We start from the raw sequence: 20,252 nt of genomic DNA on the forward strand, positions 1-20,252 counted from the left end.
ATCCCCTGCTAAGAGGTAGGTTACCCACGTGTTACTCACCCGTTCGCCACTCTTTGTCAGATAAAATCAAATCAGAGCAAGCTCTTCATATCAATTAAAGACAAAGCGTTCGACTTGCATGTATTAGGCACGCCGCCAGCGTTCATCCTGAGCCAGGATCAAACTCTCATTTTAAAAGCTTGAGTATAACTCATTTGTTATTTGTTGTTTAACAGAAGTTAAACGAATTTACTAGCGAATTGACTTCGCAAATGTTTTGTATCAAGTAAAATACTTGATGACCCTACACATTTGTTTCATCGAAACGATATTCAGTTTTCAATGGCCTACGTTGTGTCTCACAACTTAATCAGTATATCAACAACCGTAATAGTTGTCAACCACTAAATTCAAAATCGAAATTTTGAACAAGCTTTGTGACTCACAACTTAAACTATATTACAGTATGCATTTGTAAATGTCAACACTATAATTCAGATAAGTTTTGATGGATTTTGAATTGATTATTTTCACCATCTCCAAAACCCAACTTTTATATAATACGACTATGAACGGTAAAATGCAAGCTTTAATTTTATAAAAAAACAAAAAGGCGATTGAGACAAAACAAGTGTCTCAATCGCCTTTTATACTTATTAATAATTCTATTAACGCATTGTTGGGAACAACAAAACATCACGAATTGTTTCAGCATCTGTTAATAGCATGATCAAACGATCAATACCAATACCTAATCCACCTGTAGGCGGCATACCGTATTCCAAAGACTCAATAAAGTCTTCGTCAATGCCTTCCGCTTCATCGTTACCCGCATCACGTTCTGCCGCTTGTGCTTCAAAACGCTCACGTTGATCAATTGGGTCGTTCAATTCAGTAAAGGCGTTGGCATACTCGCCACCGGCGATAAACAATTCAAAACGTTGTGCAAAACGGTCATCATCAGCCTTCTTTGCTAATGGTGAGATTTCAACAGGATGCCCATAGACAAACGTTGGCTCAACTAAAGTAGATTCAACAAATTCTTCAAAGAACTCGTTAATAATATGACCAACACCCCAGTATTGTTCATACTTAACACCCTTTTCATCGGCAATTGCACGAGCTTCTTCTAGTGTATATTCTTGCCAGAAATCAACACCAGTTTGTTCTTTAATTAAATCGACCATATGCTTACGTGCAAACGTCTTGCTCAAGTCGATTGTCTGTCCTTGATAAGTAACTGTCAGATCTTCAGAAACCGCTTTAGCAGCTGCCTTAAAGATATTTTCTGTTTCAGTCATGACATCGCCTAGGTCCCAGAATGCAGCATAAGATTCCATAACAGTAAACTCAGGGTTATGCTTTGGGTCCATTCCTTCATTACGGAAAACACGACCAATTTCATAAACACGTTCCATACCACCAACGATTAAACGCTTCAAGTGTAGTTCAAGCGCAATACGCATGTATAGATCAATGTTTAATGCATTATGGTGTGTGATAAATGGACGCGCAGCTGCACCACCGGCTGCATTTTGTAGCATTGGTGTTTCAACTTCAGTAAAGCCATCACCATCCATATAAGCACGCACAGCGGAAATGATCTTTGAACGCTTTTGGAAACGTTCAAATGAATCGTCATTAGCAATTAAGTCCAAGTAACGTTGACGATACTTTGTTTCAACATCCGTCAAGCCATGGAACTTGTCTGGCAAAGGACGCAAAGCTTTTGAAAGATGTGTGATTTCAGTAACGTTTAATGATAACTCTCCGGCACGAGTCTTCATCATTGTTCCTTTGAAACCTAACCAGTCACCCAAATCAGATTTCTTAAACCATTCATAGACGTCCTCACCTACAACTGGCTTTTGTACGAACACTTGGATACGTCCTGAACGATCCTTAATGTCAGCAAAACTAATCTTACCTGAACGACGTTTTGTCATCATACGTCCAGCAATTGCAACTTCATTTGCTTGTGTTTCTAAATCTTCGCCTGAAACATCATCATACAATGTATGTAGTTCAGATGCCATATGCGTCCGATCAAAGCGGTGACCAAATGGATCGATACCTGCATCACGCAGTTCAGTCATCTTTTCACGGCGCTTGATCATTTGGTCGTTTAACGACACTTGTTGGTCAGCCATATTCCTATTCCTGCCTCATTTTCCCTTTATTAATTCGTTGATGTTGCCATCATACATATTTATAAGTTTGCCAATCTTCCGTCCATTTTGCAAGTCTCAGGACTAATTTTACAAACCATTTGCATCTTTACTAGCAATAATAGCTTGTAATTCATTTTCATCAAAGTTAATAATCTTACCCGTAAAACGATCAACAATTTCAATGCCATGGTCTTCAGCCAAAATTTCTTGTAATTCTGACAACGGCAATGTTGCTAACATACGTGAATAATCATGCTTGGCAATTTCTGGATATAGATTAACTTCAGTTGTTGTCAACACTTTTACTTGATCAGTTCCAAATAGTTTATTTAGTAAATCCGTTGGTGTAAATCCTTCAAGCATTTGTGTTGAGATTGCTGGAAAATTAGCCAATTTGTCTTCCAACGATGCGATATCTTCATCAGTTGCGTCAGGCAATGTTGAAATCATAAATCCGCCTGCCGTCACCACGGTACCATCTGGATCAACTAGTACAGATACTGCTACAGCTGAAGGAATTTGCTCAGATTTAGCCATGTAATAAGTTAAATCATCTCCAATTTCACCAGTCACCAGAGCAACTTGCCCTGTAAATGGTTCATCCGTTCCAAAATCTTTTCTAACTGAAAGATAGCCATCTGTGCCAACAGCTTTTGCCACATCAGGTTGTCCCTGAGAAGTTAAAGGCAAAGTTACTTGTGGATTAGATACATATCCTCGAACCTCTCCTTGTGCTGACGCTTCAACAACTATTTTGCCCGCAGGCCCTTGGCCATCAATGCTGATAGCCAAACGCTCATCACCTTTCAGAATAGCATTCGATACCATCAATGAACCAAGTAAAGCGCGTCCCAAAACCGTAATGCCTAATTGTGAAGCATCATGGAACGTGGCAACTGTTTTCATCATGTCAGTTGCTTCAATTGCAATGGCACGAAACTTACCATCATTTGTTACCGCACGTACTAATTTATCTGCCATATTGATTTCCCTTTTCTGATTGTTTTTCCGTTATCAAGTGTAACATACAGCGCCTAAAAAGGAGAGTGTGATGAAAAACGCTTTGAAGTCGGTTGTAACAAATGTACTTTAAACAAAAAGTGGTTGAGACATTCATTCTGTCTCAACCACTTTATATTGCTTATTTATTAAACATTAAGCACGATCATCATCGTTGTCATTATCTGATGACTCATCATCATGTGTTAATGACTCTGAAGCCGTTGCCTTTTCAGATGCAACATCTTCATCTTCAGTCAATTTATCATTAGCAGCTTGCTTAGCCTGCTCATATGACATTGGTGTTGACTTTTCAGATTCAGAAGCAGCTTCATCAGGCATTTTACCAGTGTTGAACAAGCTCAAGATTTGCTTCTCATCCAACGTCTCGTACTCTAGCAAAGCTTGGGCAATTGCCTCATGCTTATCCTTGTACTTAGTAATGATGTCAGCAGCTGTGTTATAACCATCAGTCGTGATTTTACGTACTTCTTCATCAACTAGGCGTGAAGTGGTGTCTGAGTAAAGTGGTTGACCATATTGCTGACCACCATCTTTTTCCAACTGAACCATACCAAGCTTATCCGACATACCATATTGCGTTACCATGGCGCGGGCAATACCAGTAGCTTGCTCAAAGTCATTTGAAGCTCCTGAAGATTGTTGATTAAATATCAATACTTCAGCAGCACGTCCACCCATCAAACCAGCAACCTGATCCATAGCGTCCGTCTTATTCATCAACATTTGATCTTCGCGAGGTAGCATGATGGCATATCCACCAGCGCGTCCACGAGGAACAATCGTAACCTTATGAACAACACGCGCCTCGTTCAACACAAGACCAACAATGGCGTGTCCTGCCTCATGGTAAGCAACAGTCTTACGTTCCTTAGCTGACACAACACGATCCTTCTTAGCTGGACCAGCAATAACACGGTCTTCAGCTTCATCCAAATCCTTACCTGTAATGGTCGTACTGTTACGACGAGCAGCTAACAATGCCGCTTCGTTCAACAAGTTTTCCAAGTCAGCTCCGACAAAGCCAGGTGTTTGCTTAGCAATTTCTGTTAAGTCAACACTTGAATCGATCGGCTTATTCTTGGCGTGGACCTTCAAGATAGACTCACGGCCCTTGATATCAGGACGGCCAACCAAAATCTTACGGTCGAAACGACCTGGACGAAGCAACGCTGGGTCAAGTACATCAGAACGGTTTGTGGCCGCCATGACGATAACACCCTCATTACCTTCGAATCCATCCATTTCAACCAACATTTGGTTCAGCGTTTGTTCACGTTCATCGTGACCACCGCCCATACCGTTACCACGTTGACGTCCAACCGCATCAATCTCATCAATAAAGATGATTGATGGTGCAGATTTTTTAGCGTTTTCAAACAAGTCACGAACACGACTTGCTCCAACACCAACGAACATTTCAACGAAATCAGAACCAGAAATTGAAAAGAATGGCACACCAGCTTCACCAGCAACTGCCTTAGCTAGCAAAGTTTTACCAGTTCCGGGAGGTCCCTCTAGAAGCACACCGGAAGGTATACGGGCACCTAACTTTAAGAACTTCTTTGGATCCTTCAAGAATTCAACAACTTCAACCAGTTCTTGCTTTTCTTCTTCAGCACCAGCAACGTCCTTAAAGCGCTTTTTGTTTTCTGATGGGTCAGCGGGCTTAGCCTTTGACTTACCCATTCCCATCATATTACCACGGCCACCTTGACCACCTTGGTTCATACCACCCATCATTAGGTAGAACAAACCAACCATCAAGATCAATGGCAAAATAGTTACTAGGAACGTTCCCCAGAAATTAGTAGGCTGCGCCTTTGTCGTGATATCTGTATCTGCTTTATCAGCAGTCTTTTGCACACTGGCAATAACATCGTCACTACCAACCAACTTTGTCTCAAAGGAAGTTGCCTTTCCCGATTGACCACCACCTAACAACGAGGTAAAGGCGTCATTGTTGCTAGACTTTTTACTTGATTGCGCTTTTGTATAATCACCCTTAACGGTGTAGACCCCATCGTCAGGTTGAATCGTGACTTTATCAATCTTTTTGTCACGTAATTCCGTCATAAATGTTGACGTAGAGATAGTCTTAGTATTTGAGGTCTGTGTGGGCCCGGCTACCCAATATATCAACCCCATAATACCGAGGACTACGATTACGTAAAACAAACTATTACGGACAAAATTCCCGTTTCGTTGGTTTTTCATCAATTCCTCCTATAGATAGCAATAGCAGTTACTACCTTATATTATGTACGATCCTATTAATTCAATTCCCAGTTTAAATTAGTGATTTGGTGTGATATCCACCGTGTCAACAATATCAGCATGTTGTGGATCATAAACTTCACGCTTCAAAACGCCGACATATGGCAAATTACGGTATAACTGTTTGTAATCCAGTCCATACCCTACCACAAAGGCTTTTGGTACGTCAAAGCCAACATAATCAACAGTTGCTTCGACAACACGTCCGTCTTTTTTGTCCAACAAACTAGCAGTTGTAACTGATTTTGCGCCACGGCTCTTTAATAATTCAATCATGAACTTTAGTGACCGACCTGTATCAACAATATCTTCCATAATGATAATATCGCGTCCATTGATATCAGTCTGTAGGTCTGTCACCAAATCTACATTACCCGATGAGGCAATACCACCATTATAACTAGAAACATCGATGAACTCGACTTCCGCATATTGCATATGACGCATCACATCAACTGTCCACAAAACCGCACCTTTTAATACTGATAAGATAATTGGTGTTCGATCTTGGTAGTCAGCAGCTAATTGTTCGCCAACTCGTTTGGCAGCTTGTGCAATTTCTGCCTCGCTATACAATACCCGTTCGATATCATTGTTCATGTCCGGTTGGTTCATGTTTTATTAATCTCCTAAATCTTAATTCCCCTACTGTTACATAAATTTAAGAATACCATGTTTGACCCTAAATGTTTAGTCAATAACTAAAAGAACTGAAAAACTTTTAACTTTTTACTAAACTCAACCATTGATGGTCTCTAATTAGCCTTTGATGGTCATTCAAATGAACAGTACCAGCAGCAACATTTTTATTTTTCATCAATTGAATGGCCTGTTGTAATTGGCGATTCTTAATATCTAACACTTGTTGTTTTTTTAACCATTTTTGTAACACTAACAGCAATTGTTCCTGAGGTAACTCCCAGTCCAATTGACCTGTTTCTAATGCTACTACATATTGGTCAATTTGTGGTGCAGCTAATGCTTGTAACGCTGTTAATTGATCGGCAAAATCAATAATATGTGTCATAGCTTGCTTATTTATACGCTGCAAGTCAGGAATAATTGCATGACGTAAACGATTACGAGCATAACGCTGGTCATCATTTGTATAATCATCAATCCATTCTTGCACAGGTTCCTTAACAATATCCTTTAATGCCATCTTTGATAATCCTAAAAAAGGTCGTACTAGTTGCAAACCATTTGCTAGCCTTTGTTTAGCAGGCATCCCCGTCAACTGCTCTAAACGACTACCACGTGCTAATTTATATAAAATAGTCTCAACTTGATCATCCTGATGATGGGCAGTCACAATCATATTGGCACCAACCTGTTTGGCAACTGAAAACATGATGCCATATCGTTTTTCGCGTGCTTGTTCCTCGACGGAAACTGTTGGTGCTGATGTCCAATCTAGTATTCTGACAGTTGCTGACTGCAAATGTGGTGTTTGCGCAAAAACTTGCCTGACCAACGCTTCTTCCTGCGGTGCATCAGAACGCAGTTGATGATTAATGTAGATTGCACTAACCTTTGGTTGCAGGTCCTGTGGTAAATCACCTTCCGTTAACCATCTTAATAATCGTAATGAATCTTGTCCACCCGACACAGCAACCAATAGATGATCTGTTGCATCAAATAACTGTTGTTCACGAATGTGGCGGATTAAATTAGCTCGTAAAACTCTAGGTTGCATTCCTATACACGTACTCCTTTTTCTGGCTAAGTCTATTATAGGCTAAAAATACACAGTGTGAACCAAAGCGGGTTGAATTCGGTGTGTAACGTGACTTTCAGCATTTGTGGCCGAAACGGGTTGAATCTAAGGCATCAGTTTATTTCATCTTTTGACGAAAATAAAAATGGTTGAGACACAGCAAATGTCCCAACCACTTTTTATGCTAAAAATGTATTAATGATAAGTCTGTAAATTCTAGTTTGGAATATTAAAGACGGTCTCACCATCTTTTGTATACATGTACTTCTCACGTACTAACTTTTCTAAGTAGCTATCATCATCCAAATCTCTAACTTCTTGTTTTAAATTAGAATGTGATGTCTTGGCAGTTGCGAGTGTCTTTGTCGTTTCAGCCAGACCAGCAGAAGCTGTCGTATATTTGGTATACTGCTTATGAAAATTCACCATGGCAATAACTGCCACAATAATCATGAAGACACCTAAAAGAAAGCGGCGACGCAAGTGAATATAACGCGTATATTTCGCTTGTTGTTCTTCAATCGCGATATGGTGTTTACCGGCAGCATTTAGTGGCCGTATATTTGATTGTTCTTTTGTTTTACGCATCACTAATTGCCTTCCGAGTCGTTCCAATCGTTTACTTACTTTTTTATTATCACAACTTTACCGCAAGAATTAAAGTTTCTTAACTCTCATTAGTGTTTCTTAACATTTTCATATAAAAAAGTAACAGAGAGTTACTTTACGTCCTCGTCAAAATTTTGTTCATAAGACTCTGAGACGATACTGTACATATGTTGCGCCTCATTCTTCTTGGTTGTCTCAACAATTTCATCCACTGAAATAACTGACGTTTTGTTTCCGAAACGAATCGTCAACTCATCACCAGCTTTAACATCACTAGATGACTTGGCAGTTTTACCATTAATATCAATTCGACCTTGGTCTGAAATGTCCTTTGCAACTGAACGGCGCTTAATTAAGCGTGCTACCTTTAAATATTTATCTAATCGCATAAGTTTCCCTTTCGTTCTAAGAAGTTGTATACCTTATTCCCTTTTGGTAAAGTGTACCATTCTTCTTTTGATAATAGACGTAAACGCCAAATCATCACTATAAACATTATTATACCAACTAATGCCGAAGTAATCAGTGTCAATAAACTAACTAATCGTGATGAACCAAATAGCTTATCACTCAACCAGCACCATGATCCAGCCGTTAATAAAACAACGAGCAGCGTCGTTATCAGTTTATACCACCAATATCGACCATGCCATTGTCGCCGTAATTTTATCGGTAAACGTCGTAAGACAAAATATAACATCGGTATTAATGATAATAAAGTTGCCATTGCGGCACCTATAATACCAAATTTTGGTACCAACAGTATATTCAAAATGTACTTAATGAACATCGTTAAAATGACAAACCAGCCAACGCCTCGTGTGTAATCTAAACTTTGCAAAACACTCGTAACAATCAAAATAATCGTTGCTGGAACAATTGTGAGCACAAAAACCATTAATGCCTGACTACCTTCACGGGTACTGAACAGTACTTGGTTCACCACTGGCATGATAGCAATTAAACCAGTAGTCGCAACACCTGATAAAATCAGTGACAATCGCAACATCATTTGAAAATCATGAATAAAAGCACCATCTTCTTTTCGAACGGCATGCGACCGTAAAACTGGCAATAAAGAAGTACTGACAGCAGTTGCTAGTACCATTCCTAACTGGACTAACGGCTGACCACGGTCATAAACCCCTTTGGCATACTCAGCTGCATGCGCACCTAAACCACTATTTACTAGCAAGCCTTTCGTTGAAAATGAATCAACTAACTGCAACAAGACTAATAGCCCCGCTAGCATGGCAAGTAAGTTTCCTTCTGACCACAAACGCTGAAAAATCCGTAGCCAGCCAATTTCTCGATCTTTCTTAATAGCCCGAGAAATTGGCGTTTGCCAAACTAATTTGATAGTGCGACTGATATACAATGTTGCTAACATCGCTGCAAATGCAGCTGCTGCCATCGCCCAAGTACCAATTTTATAAATTGACCAACCAGCATGAACACCCCACCAGGCTACGCCGATAATAATCCCGACACGAGCTAGTTGTTCAATGACTTGCGAAACAGCTGTCGGCATCATATGCAATTGTCCTTGAGCAAATCCGCGACCAACTGCTAAGAACGGCATGAACCAAAACATCCAAGCCACAGATCTAATGACTGGCGTTAATTTTAAATCATTCCCCATCCCCAGCGCTAACAAGGGCGCACCGCCATAAACAAATAAAAACAACAAACAGCTAATGATAAAAAGTAACCAAAATAATCGCCGGGCCACTAACTGCTTACGCTCATTATCAATTTGTTCGGTAATAATTTTCGAGATAAACAGCGGCCAACCACTTAAAGCCAATACGACCCCAATGCCGTATAACGGATAGACTTGCTGGTAGACATAAAAGCCAGTATTCCCAACCAAGTTTTGAAAAGGAATTCGATAGACGGCGCTGAGAACTTTAGCAATAATCCCCGCTAATGTCAGAATACCAGCGCCCGCCATTAAATTTTGACTACTTTTACTCATATTCCTAATCCTTTTTTGGCAATAATGCTGTCAAAAACTGCATCAAGCTTTGTAACCATTCATCATCCGTTTGCTTTGGCTGAATAGCCATTGCAAATAACACTGGATCGTTCACTTTAACCTGACCACGTGTTTTGGTTGTTACCATAGCTTGTTGGACTTGCTCACGAGTTATCTGAGCTTGCTTATCAAAACTTATGGTCACAATCATTGGTTGATTGATTGTACGCTTAATTTGCGCAACTCCGACTTGATCGGCAACCGCCTTTAATCGAGAAACCATTAGCAAACGATTGGTAGCCGCTGGTATATCGCCAAAGCGGTCGACCAAGTCATCTGTGATTTCAGCAAACTGTTCTTCCTTCGTTGCTTTACGAATACGCTGATACAAATCGATTTTTTGTGGACCATCAGCAACGTAATCCGCTGGCAAATAGGCTTCAACCTGCAAATCCAATTCTGAATCAAAGCGTTTGGTTTGTTTTCCTTGCTTAGCAGCGACGGCTTCTTGCAACATTTGGGTATACAAATCATACCCCACTGCATTAATGAATCCGTGTTGCGATTGACCAAGCAAATCACCTGCACCACGTATCGACAAATCACGCATGGCGATTTTAAAGCCAGAACCCAACTCAGTAAAGTCACGAATGGCAGTTAAGCGCTTCTCACTTTCTTCATTAAGCGAACGCGTTCCTGGATAAGTGAAATAGGCATACGCCACATTATTGGAACGACCAACGCGTCCACGCAACTGATACAACTGTGCCAGTCCCATGTAGTCTGCGTTTTCCACAAACAACGTATTGGCATTTGGAATATCCACACCAGTCTCAATAATCGTTGTTGTGACTAAGACGTCATATTCCCCATTAATAAAGTCAACTAAAATACCTTCCATTTGGGTTTCGGTCATTTGACCATGGATGTAAGCCACTTGTGCTTCAGGAACTAAGCTTTGAATCATTCCCGCTACCTTTTCAATATCTGCCACACGATTATGCAGATAAAAAGTTTGGCCACCACGTGCCATCTCTCGTTCAATAGCGTTGGCAATGACGCGACCATTTTGCTCCATCACATAGGTCTGGATGGGATAACGATTTGCCGGCGGCGTTTCAATGACCGATAAGTCACGTACGGCGACCATCGCCATATTCAATGTACGTGGAATTGGTGTTGCGGTCAGTGTTAAGACGTCAACGTTCGTTTGCAGACTCTTTAAACGTTCCTTATGCTTTACACCAAAACGTTGTTCCTCATCCACAATGAGCAATCCCAGATCACTAAACGACACATCTTTAGCCAATAAACTATGGGTCCCAATCACAATATCGATCGTATGATTCTTCAACCCATCTTTGAGTTCTTTCATTTGTTTTTTGGTTTGGAAACGTGACATCCAAGCAATTTTCAAATCTGTTCCCTCAAAACGACTCAGGAACGAATCGTAATGTTGCTGGGCCAAAATAGTCGTCGGTACTAACATGGCCACTTGCTTACCCTCATGAGCTGCTTTAAAGGCTGCGCGCATGGCAACTTCAGTTTTACCAAAGCCAACATCACCAACCAGCAAGCGGTCCATTGGGCGTGATTTTTCCATATCAGCCTTAATTTCTTTGACTGATCGGATTTGATCCGGTGTTTCAGGATAAGGAAAGGCATCTTCAAACTGGCGCATCGCCTCATCATCTGGGGCAAATGCATAACCTTGTTTAATTTCGCGCTCCGCATATAAAGCTAGGAGTTCATCCGCAATATCCTCAACCTTTTTAGCGACTTTAGCCTTTGCCCGTTGCCACTCAGTACCGCCCATTTTATTAATTTTAGGCGCTTTTTCGGCTGCACCGACATACTTTTGCACCAAATCCAGTTGGGTCACCGGGATAAATAGCTTATCACCTTTTTGATAGGCAATCGTAATATAATATTGCTTCACACCACGGTTTTCAATTGTCTGCATGCCCTCATAGATACCAATACCATGATTGACATGGACAACATAATCACCAGGTTTCAACTCATTATAGCTTTTGATACGTTCCGCATTCGACAGTGTCTGTCGCTTTGGTGCACGTTTACGAACCTGTTGGAACAGTTCTTTTTCCGTTAACACAACCAACTTTTGCATTGGTAACTCAAAACCGGCACTCAATGGCAAAGTGGCTAATTGCGTCCGACCTGTAGTCAACTCATCAACTGCTACTTGATTGACCTTAATGCCAAAATCATTCAGGGTCTGAACCAGCTTGACTTGTCGGTCATTTGAATTAGTTAAAAAGATCACCGTCATGTTTTGCTTTTGCCAGCGTTCCACCTCGCCTTTAAGTAAAGGCATCTGGCCAAAAAATTGTTGTGTTGGACGTAGCGTGACGTTAGTTAAACTAGTCTGTCGTAATTGACCAATGCCTCGTTGCAGTGGTGAAAAAATCAAACTGGCTTGTTGGACATCACGTGCTTGATCAGTTAGCGACCAACCAAAATCTGCTTCAGTCAGTACTTGTTGCTTATCAAGCTTTTCAGTCCACCAGTTCGTATCATCTAAGCGCATCTGTGCCGCATTTTCAATAGCACGGGGATAATCATCAAAGACTGCGACACCATTTGCTGGCAAATAATCAAATAAACTAGCTGCATCAGGGTACAGCGCACGTAGGTATGCTCGTATCTCTGGCAAAAGCTGTCCATCTGCTAGTGTGGTCAATAAGGGCGTGATGGCTTCAGTCAAATGCCGCTTATCCGCACCTGCCAATTGGTCACGTTGCTTTGTCATTGCTAGTTCTAAACGAGTCCTTGCTGCTTGCCGACCAGTATCACTGATAACTAAATCCGTTGCTGGCAAAATAGTTAACGACGTCATATTTTCAATACTACGTTGGTTTTCAGCATCAAATGAACGCATCGAATCCAATTCTGTATCAAAGAAATCCAATCTAACCGGATAATCAGCATTTAACGGATACACATCAACAATCGAGCCACGAATGGCAAACTCACCAGGTTGTTCAACCGTCGTATTCCGATGATATCCCATTTGATGTAGTTGCGTTTCCAAATCTTTTAAATCATATTCATGATCAAAATCAAGGGTCAGCTGCGCTTGTTGGAAATCTTTAACTGGTGGTAAGTAACGTTGCGCACCAGCAATACCAGTGACAATTACCGCCTGTGGATCTGTCAGCAATAGATGCAAGGCATTAACTCGTGCTAAACGTGTATCTAACGATGTCACGGCTAGTTCGGCTGCTAAACTTTCCTCAGCAGGAAAAATCGCAACGTGCTCATCACCCAACAATGCTTGCAAATCTTCTGCTAATTGGTCGGCATGAAATTGACTATCTGACACAATCACCATTGGTTGCTGCGTTTGTCGTTGTAACGCTGCTAAATAGACTGTCCGAGCAGTCCCAGAGATTCCCGTCATCAAGTGGCGACCACCTTTAGTCAACCCAGTGGCTAATTGCTGCAAAGCTTTATCCTGTTGTAAAAGTTCAGTTAATCGCATAACGTATTTTTATCCCTTTAATTAAACTGATTCATGAGCATAGGCATCTCTGTCCCCGCTGCAAAGCCTTCAAAAATATCTACCGCTTTATCTAATCCCGCCAATAAGTCAGGTTGTTCGTCTTTGCCAAAGCGACCCAGTACATAATCAACAACTGCTTGTTGCACATGGGCCGGATGACCAATACCAAACTTCAAACGGTTAAACTTTTGGGTGCCTAATTGACTAGCGATACTTTTGATACCATTATGACCACCAGCAGAACCTTTCTGACGTAAGCGTAAACGGCCAAGGTCCATATCCATATCATCTTGCACGACTAACAAATCCGATAAGTCAAGCTTGTAATAATCTACTAGGGGGCGCACTGCTTGTCCTGAATCATTCATATAAGTTGTTGGTTTCACTAGCAAGACCTTTTCGTTATTAATGCGTACATCAGCCACAAAGGCATGGTGTGCGCCATCTTGCTTGAATGTAGCTTGGTACTTATCCGCCAATGCATCCACCGTCATAAAGCCAATATTGTGGCGGGTTTTATCATATTCTTTACCAATATTTCCCAAGCCAACAATCATTTTCATTTTTCTTTTGCCTCACTTTTTATTCAATTAACGCACGAAATGGGTCGAGACTAGTCAGCCCCCACCCGTGTGCGTTATTTACCTAATGTTTATAAATTCTAAACCAAATTATCCCGATTTAATAGTCCTAAGAGCTTTATTTTTTCGCTTGGTAACTATCAAACGATTCAAATTGACCATTATCTTGAAATTCTTTTCCTAACTGTAATAGCATTTGATCTTGTCCTTTAGCCGCCTGCAATTGGATGCCAATAGGTAAACCATGCTTTGTGACATAGGTTGGCAAGCTCAAAGCCGGTTCACCTGATATATTTGCTAATTGTGTGAATGGTGTCTTAGATAAGCCATGCAACCAGGCATCATAAATCAACTGGATTTGATTATCATGATCCAATTTTTTGATATGTTTTAATCGTTTAACATATTTTGGCAGGTAAGCAGGATCATTATTTTTAGGTGCTGCTGTCGCCGTCGTTGGTGTTAAGTAAATTGGATACTGCTCATGGAAATTGGTCATCTGCTGGGCAACTCGGACCATGACATTAGCAACAAATTGGTCATCCGCTGCGGTTTGTTTTTTATCTGCTTGGTACAATGCCCATGTCATTGGCGAAACCTTTTTAAACCGCATCGATTTCCCAGTTTCAGCTTTAATTGCTTCGTTAGCATCCTTGCCCGTCGCCGTTGCTGCTGTATAATAGGCTTTCATCAACTTTTCACCATCAACTGGCGCATCTTTCTTAACAACAGTATATCCCTGCGCACGTAAAAACTTAACCGCTTGCTTGACTGCCTTAATGGCATCTTTGCTGACTTTCGTACCCACTGGAGATTTTACCGAATAGGCAATTTTCAACTGCTTTAAATCAGACGGTGCATCTTTTATCATTTCAGGATGTTCTGCATTTTTCATCCCCGCAAAATATGCTTGTAAGTCAGAAATATAGCGAGCATTGGCAAAGTTAACTGTTGAAGGGACGGTACTGTCACCTGTTATCGCACCTTGGGTTGGCTTTAGTCCAATCACACCCGTAAATGATGCTGGAATTCGCAATGAGCCACCAGCGTCGTTACCGGTTGCGAGCGGTACAAAATCTGCAGCAACACTAGCAACGGCCCCTCCTGAGGAACCACCAGTATTACGATTTAAACGCCAAGGATTGTGTGCCGTACCATTCAGTTTCGAATCGGTCACGTTAATTAACCCTAATTCTGGATAATTAGTTTGGCCGATAATAATGAACCCCAGTGACTGTAGTTGCTTCACATAATCACTGGTCTCATTCGCTTGTTTATTCTTTAAGGCTAACAAACCTCTGGTATTAGATACCCCTTTAAGTTGCTGTCCTAATCCTTTAATTAAAATAGGGACACCATAAAATGGCTGGCCAGTATCCTCTAAATCAGCCGCTTCTTGCAAAGCAGCTGATTCACGCAAACTAATCACAGCGTTTAACTGCGGATTATCTGCTTTAATGCGCGCAACGACATGCTTGATCAATTGGCGGCTAGTAACTTGCCCACTGCGAATCATTTGCGCTAAATCACTGGCTGAAGCATTCCGATAACTAAATTCTGAAATGCCATAGCCTTGGGCATACTCATGCTGCAAGGACTTCCTATCTGCATGAACAATCCGTTGCCGAGCAAAAAAACCAATTCCCCCAGCTAGTATCGTCAAAGCAGCCCCTATTGTTATTTTTTGTTCTCTGTTCATTTGATGTCCCCCCAAAGTCAAAATTTTATCGTACGCTCCCCAACTAAAATAATGCATAATTAGCGGCATGACTTATCTTCACTTTATGCTTTTCATTATAACTTAAAAGGACCGTCAATCTAACCATTTCAACTTGGTAGATTGACGGTCCAATCATTTAATTTTTTGTCCCGTGAGAATCTTCCCAACGAGTTTTGGCAATCGATGCAATGATTGCAATCGCAAGCAAACCAACGATAACAATCAACGAAGCAACATTATTAATTTCAAAATGCCAATCAGCCATTTTACCACCTTCGTTAATCAACATTTTGGCACCAATAAATGCCAAGATGAGTGCCAAAGCATATTTTATATAACGGAACATTGGCAATAACTTTGACAAGGCAAAGAATAATGATCGTAATCCGAGTACCGCAAAAATATTTGAGGTCACCACGATAAACGTATCTTGCGTCACGGCCAATACGGCTGGAATAGAATCAACCGCAAATAGAATATCTGACAGCTCAATAAAAATTAAGGCGATTAGAAATGGTGTCACAAACCATTTACCATTTTCTTTAACCATAAAATGTGGTTTACTGACATCATCCTTAACCGGTAATACTTTACGCAAAACTTGGATGATTTTACTGTCATTCAAATCTTTATCATCACCTTTGTCAAACAACATCTTAATACCAGTATAAACCAAGAAAATACCGAATAGATACATCAGCCATTCGAATTTACTCAATAATGCGGCACCACCCAAAATAAAGAGTAGCCGCATCACAATCGCACCAAAAATACCCCAGAATAGGACACGGTGTTGATAACGTGCTTCAATCCCAAAGAAACCAAAAACTAAGATGAATATAAACAAATTATCCATACTTAGTGATTCTTCCAGCAAATAACCAGTCACGAAGTCAATTGCATGACCGCTGCCTTCAAAATACCAAATGCCGGCGGCAAAGATAAAGGCTAACACCACCCACATCGCTGTCTGCAAAAGAGATTTTTTAAATGTTGGGACTTCATCTTTTTTATTCAAAACGCCTAAATCTAAGGCTAACATTGCAATAACAAATAGAAAAAAACCGATCCAAACCCATATACTAACTGTCATTAAGTACGCTTCCTTTTTTTATTTACAATCAATACTTCAATCCATTGTATCAGATTAACCGCTATAAAAAACGATTATCCTTTTTCTTGACTTACCCTACTATCAAAAATATTATGTTACTAATTAACAAACTTATATTCAGGAGAAATTAGCATGTATACAGGCAATAATACTAAAGCCATTCGCTCAATGGATGTTCTTTCTGATTCCTTATTTTACTTAATGACGCAATATCCGTTTTCTGAAATAACAATTACAATGATTTGTCAAAATGCTAAAATTTCTCGGCAAACATTTTACAAACTTTTTACCACAAAATTAGAGGCAACCAGATATCTTATATCTACAGATTATAAGTTTTTTGAAAAAGGTTTCGTTAATCAGAAACCTTTTTACTTAAAAGATTTTATTAAATACACCTTATTTTTCTTTTGGAAACGTCATGAATTAATCAACTTATTAATTAAACAGAATTTAGAGGATGTTTTCTTAGAAGAACTGCATGAAAAATTGCAGGATGTGTTATCACTATTTAAAGACGCAACTATTCTAAACAATCCAGCAATCTACAATTTTTTCACTGGAGGGTTAAGCGCTTTGATCCTCTATCAAATTGGCTATGATAAAGTAGAAAACATTGACAAAGTTGCTACTGAACTTTCAGATATGCTCGGAAATCCCGTTTTATTCTAAATAAAAAAACTGACAGTTTATGTCAGTTAATCTTGAATAAAGTTACAATTAAAAGTCTTCTGGATTACCAAAGTACATACTTTCCCAAATAGCATTACCTGAATGCTTTTCAGTTAATTCATCATGATCAAAAATTTCCAAAGTAGTTATACCCGTAAACCGCAAATAGGCTGGATCCATCTGTTGTGCTTTCATAGCTGCCTGTTGCTCTGGTGGCAAAACGTTTATCATTCGCATCTGTAAAATAACGTTCTCAATTTCATATGAAATTTTATACTTTTTATCGCCGTCATCATACAAATACGAAATATTTTTAGCAATTGGCTTGTTTGTTACCTCATCGATGAATTCATTTGACGATGAAAATGTTACCTTTGACTCATCATCAGCAATTATCTCGTCCCCTTTAGCTAACATAAACATTGTAAAATTCTGCTTGCCGTACTCTTTTGGCGCATAGTTAATCGCATTAATAAATGTATAACCATCTACTTCAGCACGTCCCCAAAAGCCATGGTGTTTTAAACCAATTAGATTTTTTATTTCCCCAGTTATGGTCATGATAACCGACACCTTGATAACTTTTCTGTTGACCAGCATATTGAATATTTGCCGTTACTTGTCCCTTTGGTATGGCAACCAACCAGCCATACTCATATTGCTCTTCAGCACCATATAACACATGCCCAGTCGATGGACGCCAAGAAGGAATCATTTTAGTCATCACCACATCAGCGACTAAATCTTCAATTTCTACGTGAATAGTATATGAGTTTAAATTCCCTTTAAATTCGTTTTTTCCAATTTTCACATCACACTTCTCTGTTGACGCACTAAAATCCGAAGCTTGGCCATTAAACATCTTAGATATATTTTTACCATCCGCACCGTTAAAATCAATTGATACCATCGGAGCTAATGGTAACTGTGGTGATGTGAATGGCTTCGTATGGAAAGTAATAACAAGATTTGATCCATCATCGAAATTAATATCTGCATACCACCACTCATAATTACCAGATTCACCATCCGTATGCATACCATCTTCTTTTATTGCAACCTTATCTGGTTGAATACCATATTTTTCATAATATTCTGGTGCAGAAGCAATTTTTACTAATTCTTTCTTTGTCATTATTCATTATCCCCTTTTTTGTTTATTTCTCCCTGAGTATAACTACCAAACTTTACAAACGTCAACTTTATTGGCGCAAGTATGACAAAGACGTCTTTTTGTAAATTTATTTTCCAAAAAACATAATACCTTATTTCAATTCATTAAAAATACTCCATAGTTGTTAGATCTGAAAATCTGACAACTATGGAGTACTGTAAAGCAGTCCTAGACTGTATATTATTTAAAACATATTAAATGTCGATATCATCGATATTAACACCAATGGCTTCAGCCACACGCTTACCATAATCCATATCAGCACGTGCCATTTGTTGTACCATTAATTGCTTGTTTTCAAGACTATCAATCGTACCCAGATTACTCTTAAATGTCTCAACTAGACGTTGTTTCTCATCTTCAGACATGATGTTATACAAACGACCAGCTGCAGAATAGTAGTCGGTATCATAAGGTTCATATGCACCAGTCATACCCTTGAACATATCACCTGTAATTGATGCATGCGGATCTTCAACCGGACCACCTTGACTATTTGGTTCATAGTTAACACTACCATCTTGATTTTGTGCCATATAGCCATCACGTGCATAATTATGAACTTCATTGCGTGGGCGATTAACCTTTAATTGCTCATAATTAGCACCCAAACGATAACGTGCTGCATCCTTATATGAGAACAAACGTCCTTGCAATAGCTTATCCATTGAAGGTTCGATACCTGGTACTAAGTTAGCAGGTGAAAAGGCAATTTCTTCGACATCTTCAAAGTAGTTGTCAGGATTGGCATTTAATGTCATGACCCCAACTTCATGAAGTGGATAATCTTTGTGTGAAACGGTCTTTGTCACATCAAAAATATCATATTTGTAATCAAGACCTTCCTGATAAGGAATAATCTGTACTGAAAGAGTCCATGAAGGATAGTCACCATCTTCAATTGCGTTAAACAATTCGTTTTGTAAATAGTCTGTATCTTCACTAGCCAACTTTGCAGCTAGTTCGTTAGACATGTTCGATACACCTTGGTTACTGATAAAGTGATACTTTACCCAGAATTGCTCACCATCAGCATTGACCCACTTATATGTGTGACTACCGTATCCGTTCATCGTACGCAAACTCGTTGGATTACCACGATCTCCCATTAGATATGTCACTTGGTGAATTGATTCTGGTGAATGAGCCCAGAAATCAAACTGCATGTTTGCATCACGTTTGTGAGTACGTGGATCACGCTTTTGTGAGTGAATAAAGTCTGGAAACTTTAGAGGATCATTGATAAAGAATACTGGTGTGTTATTACCGACAATATCGTAGTTACCTTCTTCTGTATAAAACTTAACAGAAAATCCATGAACATCACGGATTGTGTCTGGATAACCTGACTCACCAGCCACTGATGAAATACGCATTGCAAGTGGTGTTTCTTTATTCTCCCCATTGAACAAATCAGCCTTAGTATACTGACTCATATCGTGAGTCAACTTAAATACACCCTTAGCACCTGTTCCCTTTGCGTGAACAACACGCTCCGGAATACGCTCGCGATCAAAATGCGCCAACTTTTCTAACAATTGGTAATCTTGCATCAAGACAGGACCACGCTCACCAGCGGTTAAACTGTGCTGATTATTAGCCCATGGTTGTCCTGATTGTGTTGTTAACTTGTCTGCCATTATATTCCCCCGTTCATAATCTGTCTGTTAATTAAAATGTAGACTTCATAAATCTATACAATTAATTATACTGT

The 20,252-nt window shown here is 39.8% G+C and carries 16 protein-coding genes and 1 rRNA gene; 1 reads left to right on the forward strand and 16 read right to left on the reverse strand.

All coding sequences use genetic code 11. The annotated features are described in order from the left end of the window. The 13 genes from FFM62_RS04650 to FFM62_RS04710 form a co-directional block, all read right to left on the reverse strand. Positions 1–174 (reverse strand): 16S ribosomal RNA (locus tag FFM62_RS04650); the annotation flags it as partial. A 473-nt stretch (positions 175–647) separates the two neighbouring features. Then, positions 648–2,129: a lysine--tRNA ligase gene (gene lysS, locus FFM62_RS04655; RefSeq protein WP_115471061.1), complete on the reverse strand. Its 1,482-nt coding sequence runs from the start codon at positions 2,127–2,129 to the stop codon at positions 648–650. 108 nt (positions 2,130–2,237) lie between these two features. Beyond that, positions 2,238–3,131 carry an Hsp33 family molecular chaperone HslO gene (hslO, locus tag FFM62_RS04660; protein ID WP_115471062.1) on the reverse strand — a complete coding sequence of 298 codons (894 nt, stop codon included), beginning with the start codon at positions 3,129–3,131 and terminating at the stop codon, positions 2,238–2,240. 174 nt (positions 3,132–3,305) lie between these two features. Then, on the reverse strand, positions 3,306–5,387 hold the full coding sequence (gene ftsH, locus FFM62_RS04665) for an ATP-dependent zinc metalloprotease FtsH (RefSeq protein ID WP_115471063.1): 2,082 nt from the start codon (positions 5,385–5,387) through the stop codon (positions 3,306–3,308). Positions 5,388–5,465: 78 nt separating this feature from the next. Next, entirely contained in the window at positions 5,466–6,062 is a 597-nt protein-coding gene (gene hpt / locus FFM62_RS04670; protein ID WP_115471064.1) for a hypoxanthine phosphoribosyltransferase, read from the reverse strand. Between the two features lie 106 nt (positions 6,063–6,168). Beyond that, positions 6,169–7,143 carry a tRNA lysidine(34) synthetase TilS gene (tilS, locus tag FFM62_RS04675; RefSeq protein WP_115471065.1) on the reverse strand — a complete coding sequence of 325 codons (975 nt, stop codon included), beginning with the start codon at positions 7,141–7,143 and terminating at the stop codon, positions 6,169–6,171. A gap of 237 nt (positions 7,144–7,380) precedes the next feature. Beyond that, complete coding sequence (locus tag FFM62_RS04680; RefSeq protein WP_115471066.1) at positions 7,381–7,752, reverse strand: FtsB family cell division protein; 372 nt, start codon at positions 7,750–7,752, stop codon at positions 7,381–7,383. A 131-nt stretch (positions 7,753–7,883) separates the two neighbouring features. Then, entirely contained in the window at positions 7,884–8,162 is a 279-nt protein-coding gene (locus FFM62_RS04685; protein WP_075268826.1) for an RNA-binding S4 domain-containing protein, read from the reverse strand. Beyond that, complete coding sequence (locus tag FFM62_RS04690; RefSeq protein ID WP_115471067.1) at positions 8,153–9,751, reverse strand: polysaccharide biosynthesis protein; 1,599 nt, start codon at positions 9,749–9,751, stop codon at positions 8,153–8,155. Before FFM62_RS04690 ends, FFM62_RS04685 begins: the two co-directional genes overlap by 10 nt. Before the next feature lie 4 nt (positions 9,752–9,755). Then, complete coding sequence (gene mfd, locus FFM62_RS04695) at positions 9,756–13,256, reverse strand: transcription-repair coupling factor (RefSeq protein ID WP_115471068.1); 3,501 nt, start codon at positions 13,254–13,256, stop codon at positions 9,756–9,758. Positions 13,257–13,273: 17 nt separating this feature from the next. Further along, positions 13,274–13,840 (reverse strand): aminoacyl-tRNA hydrolase, encoded by a 567-nt coding sequence (gene pth / locus FFM62_RS04700; RefSeq protein WP_115471069.1) that lies wholly within the window; start codon positions 13,838–13,840, stop codon positions 13,274–13,276. A gap of 136 nt (positions 13,841–13,976) precedes the next feature. Beyond that, entirely contained in the window at positions 13,977–15,557 is a 1,581-nt protein-coding gene (locus tag FFM62_RS04705) for an amidase family protein (protein WP_115471070.1), read from the reverse strand. A gap of 157 nt (positions 15,558–15,714) precedes the next feature. Continuing rightward, positions 15,715–16,671 carry a TerC family protein gene (locus FFM62_RS04710; RefSeq protein ID WP_115471071.1) on the reverse strand — a complete coding sequence of 319 codons (957 nt, stop codon included), beginning with the start codon at positions 16,669–16,671 and terminating at the stop codon, positions 15,715–15,717. A 153-nt stretch (positions 16,672–16,824) separates the two neighbouring features. On the opposite strand from FFM62_RS04710, the gene FFM62_RS04715 reads away from it, so the two are divergent. Further along, positions 16,825–17,364, forward strand: coding sequence for a TetR/AcrR family transcriptional regulator (locus FFM62_RS04715; RefSeq protein ID WP_115471072.1), 540 nt, complete (start codon positions 16,825–16,827; stop codon positions 17,362–17,364). A gap of 48 nt (positions 17,365–17,412) precedes the next feature. On the opposite strand, the gene FFM62_RS04720 is transcribed toward FFM62_RS04715, so the two are convergent. From FFM62_RS04720 to FFM62_RS04730, 3 genes are all read right to left on the reverse strand, one after another. Then, positions 17,413–17,925, reverse strand: a complete 513-nt coding sequence (locus FFM62_RS04720) for a hypothetical protein (protein ID WP_115471073.1) — start codon at positions 17,923–17,925, stop codon at positions 17,413–17,415. Further along, positions 17,858–18,499: a hypothetical protein gene (locus FFM62_RS04725; protein WP_115471074.1), complete on the reverse strand. Its 642-nt coding sequence runs from the start codon at positions 18,497–18,499 to the stop codon at positions 17,858–17,860. The genes FFM62_RS04720 and FFM62_RS04725 overlap by 68 nt, the downstream gene beginning before the upstream one ends. 233 nt (positions 18,500–18,732) lie before the next feature. After that, positions 18,733–20,178, reverse strand: a complete 1,446-nt coding sequence (locus tag FFM62_RS04730) for a catalase (RefSeq protein ID WP_115471075.1) — start codon at positions 20,176–20,178, stop codon at positions 18,733–18,735. Between the last annotated feature and the right edge of the window lie 74 nt (positions 20,179–20,252).

The sequence above is a fragment of the Weissella thailandensis genome, assembly GCF_005405465.1.
GTDB classification, from domain to species: domain Bacteria; phylum Bacillota; class Bacilli; order Lactobacillales; family Lactobacillaceae; genus Weissella; species Weissella thailandensis.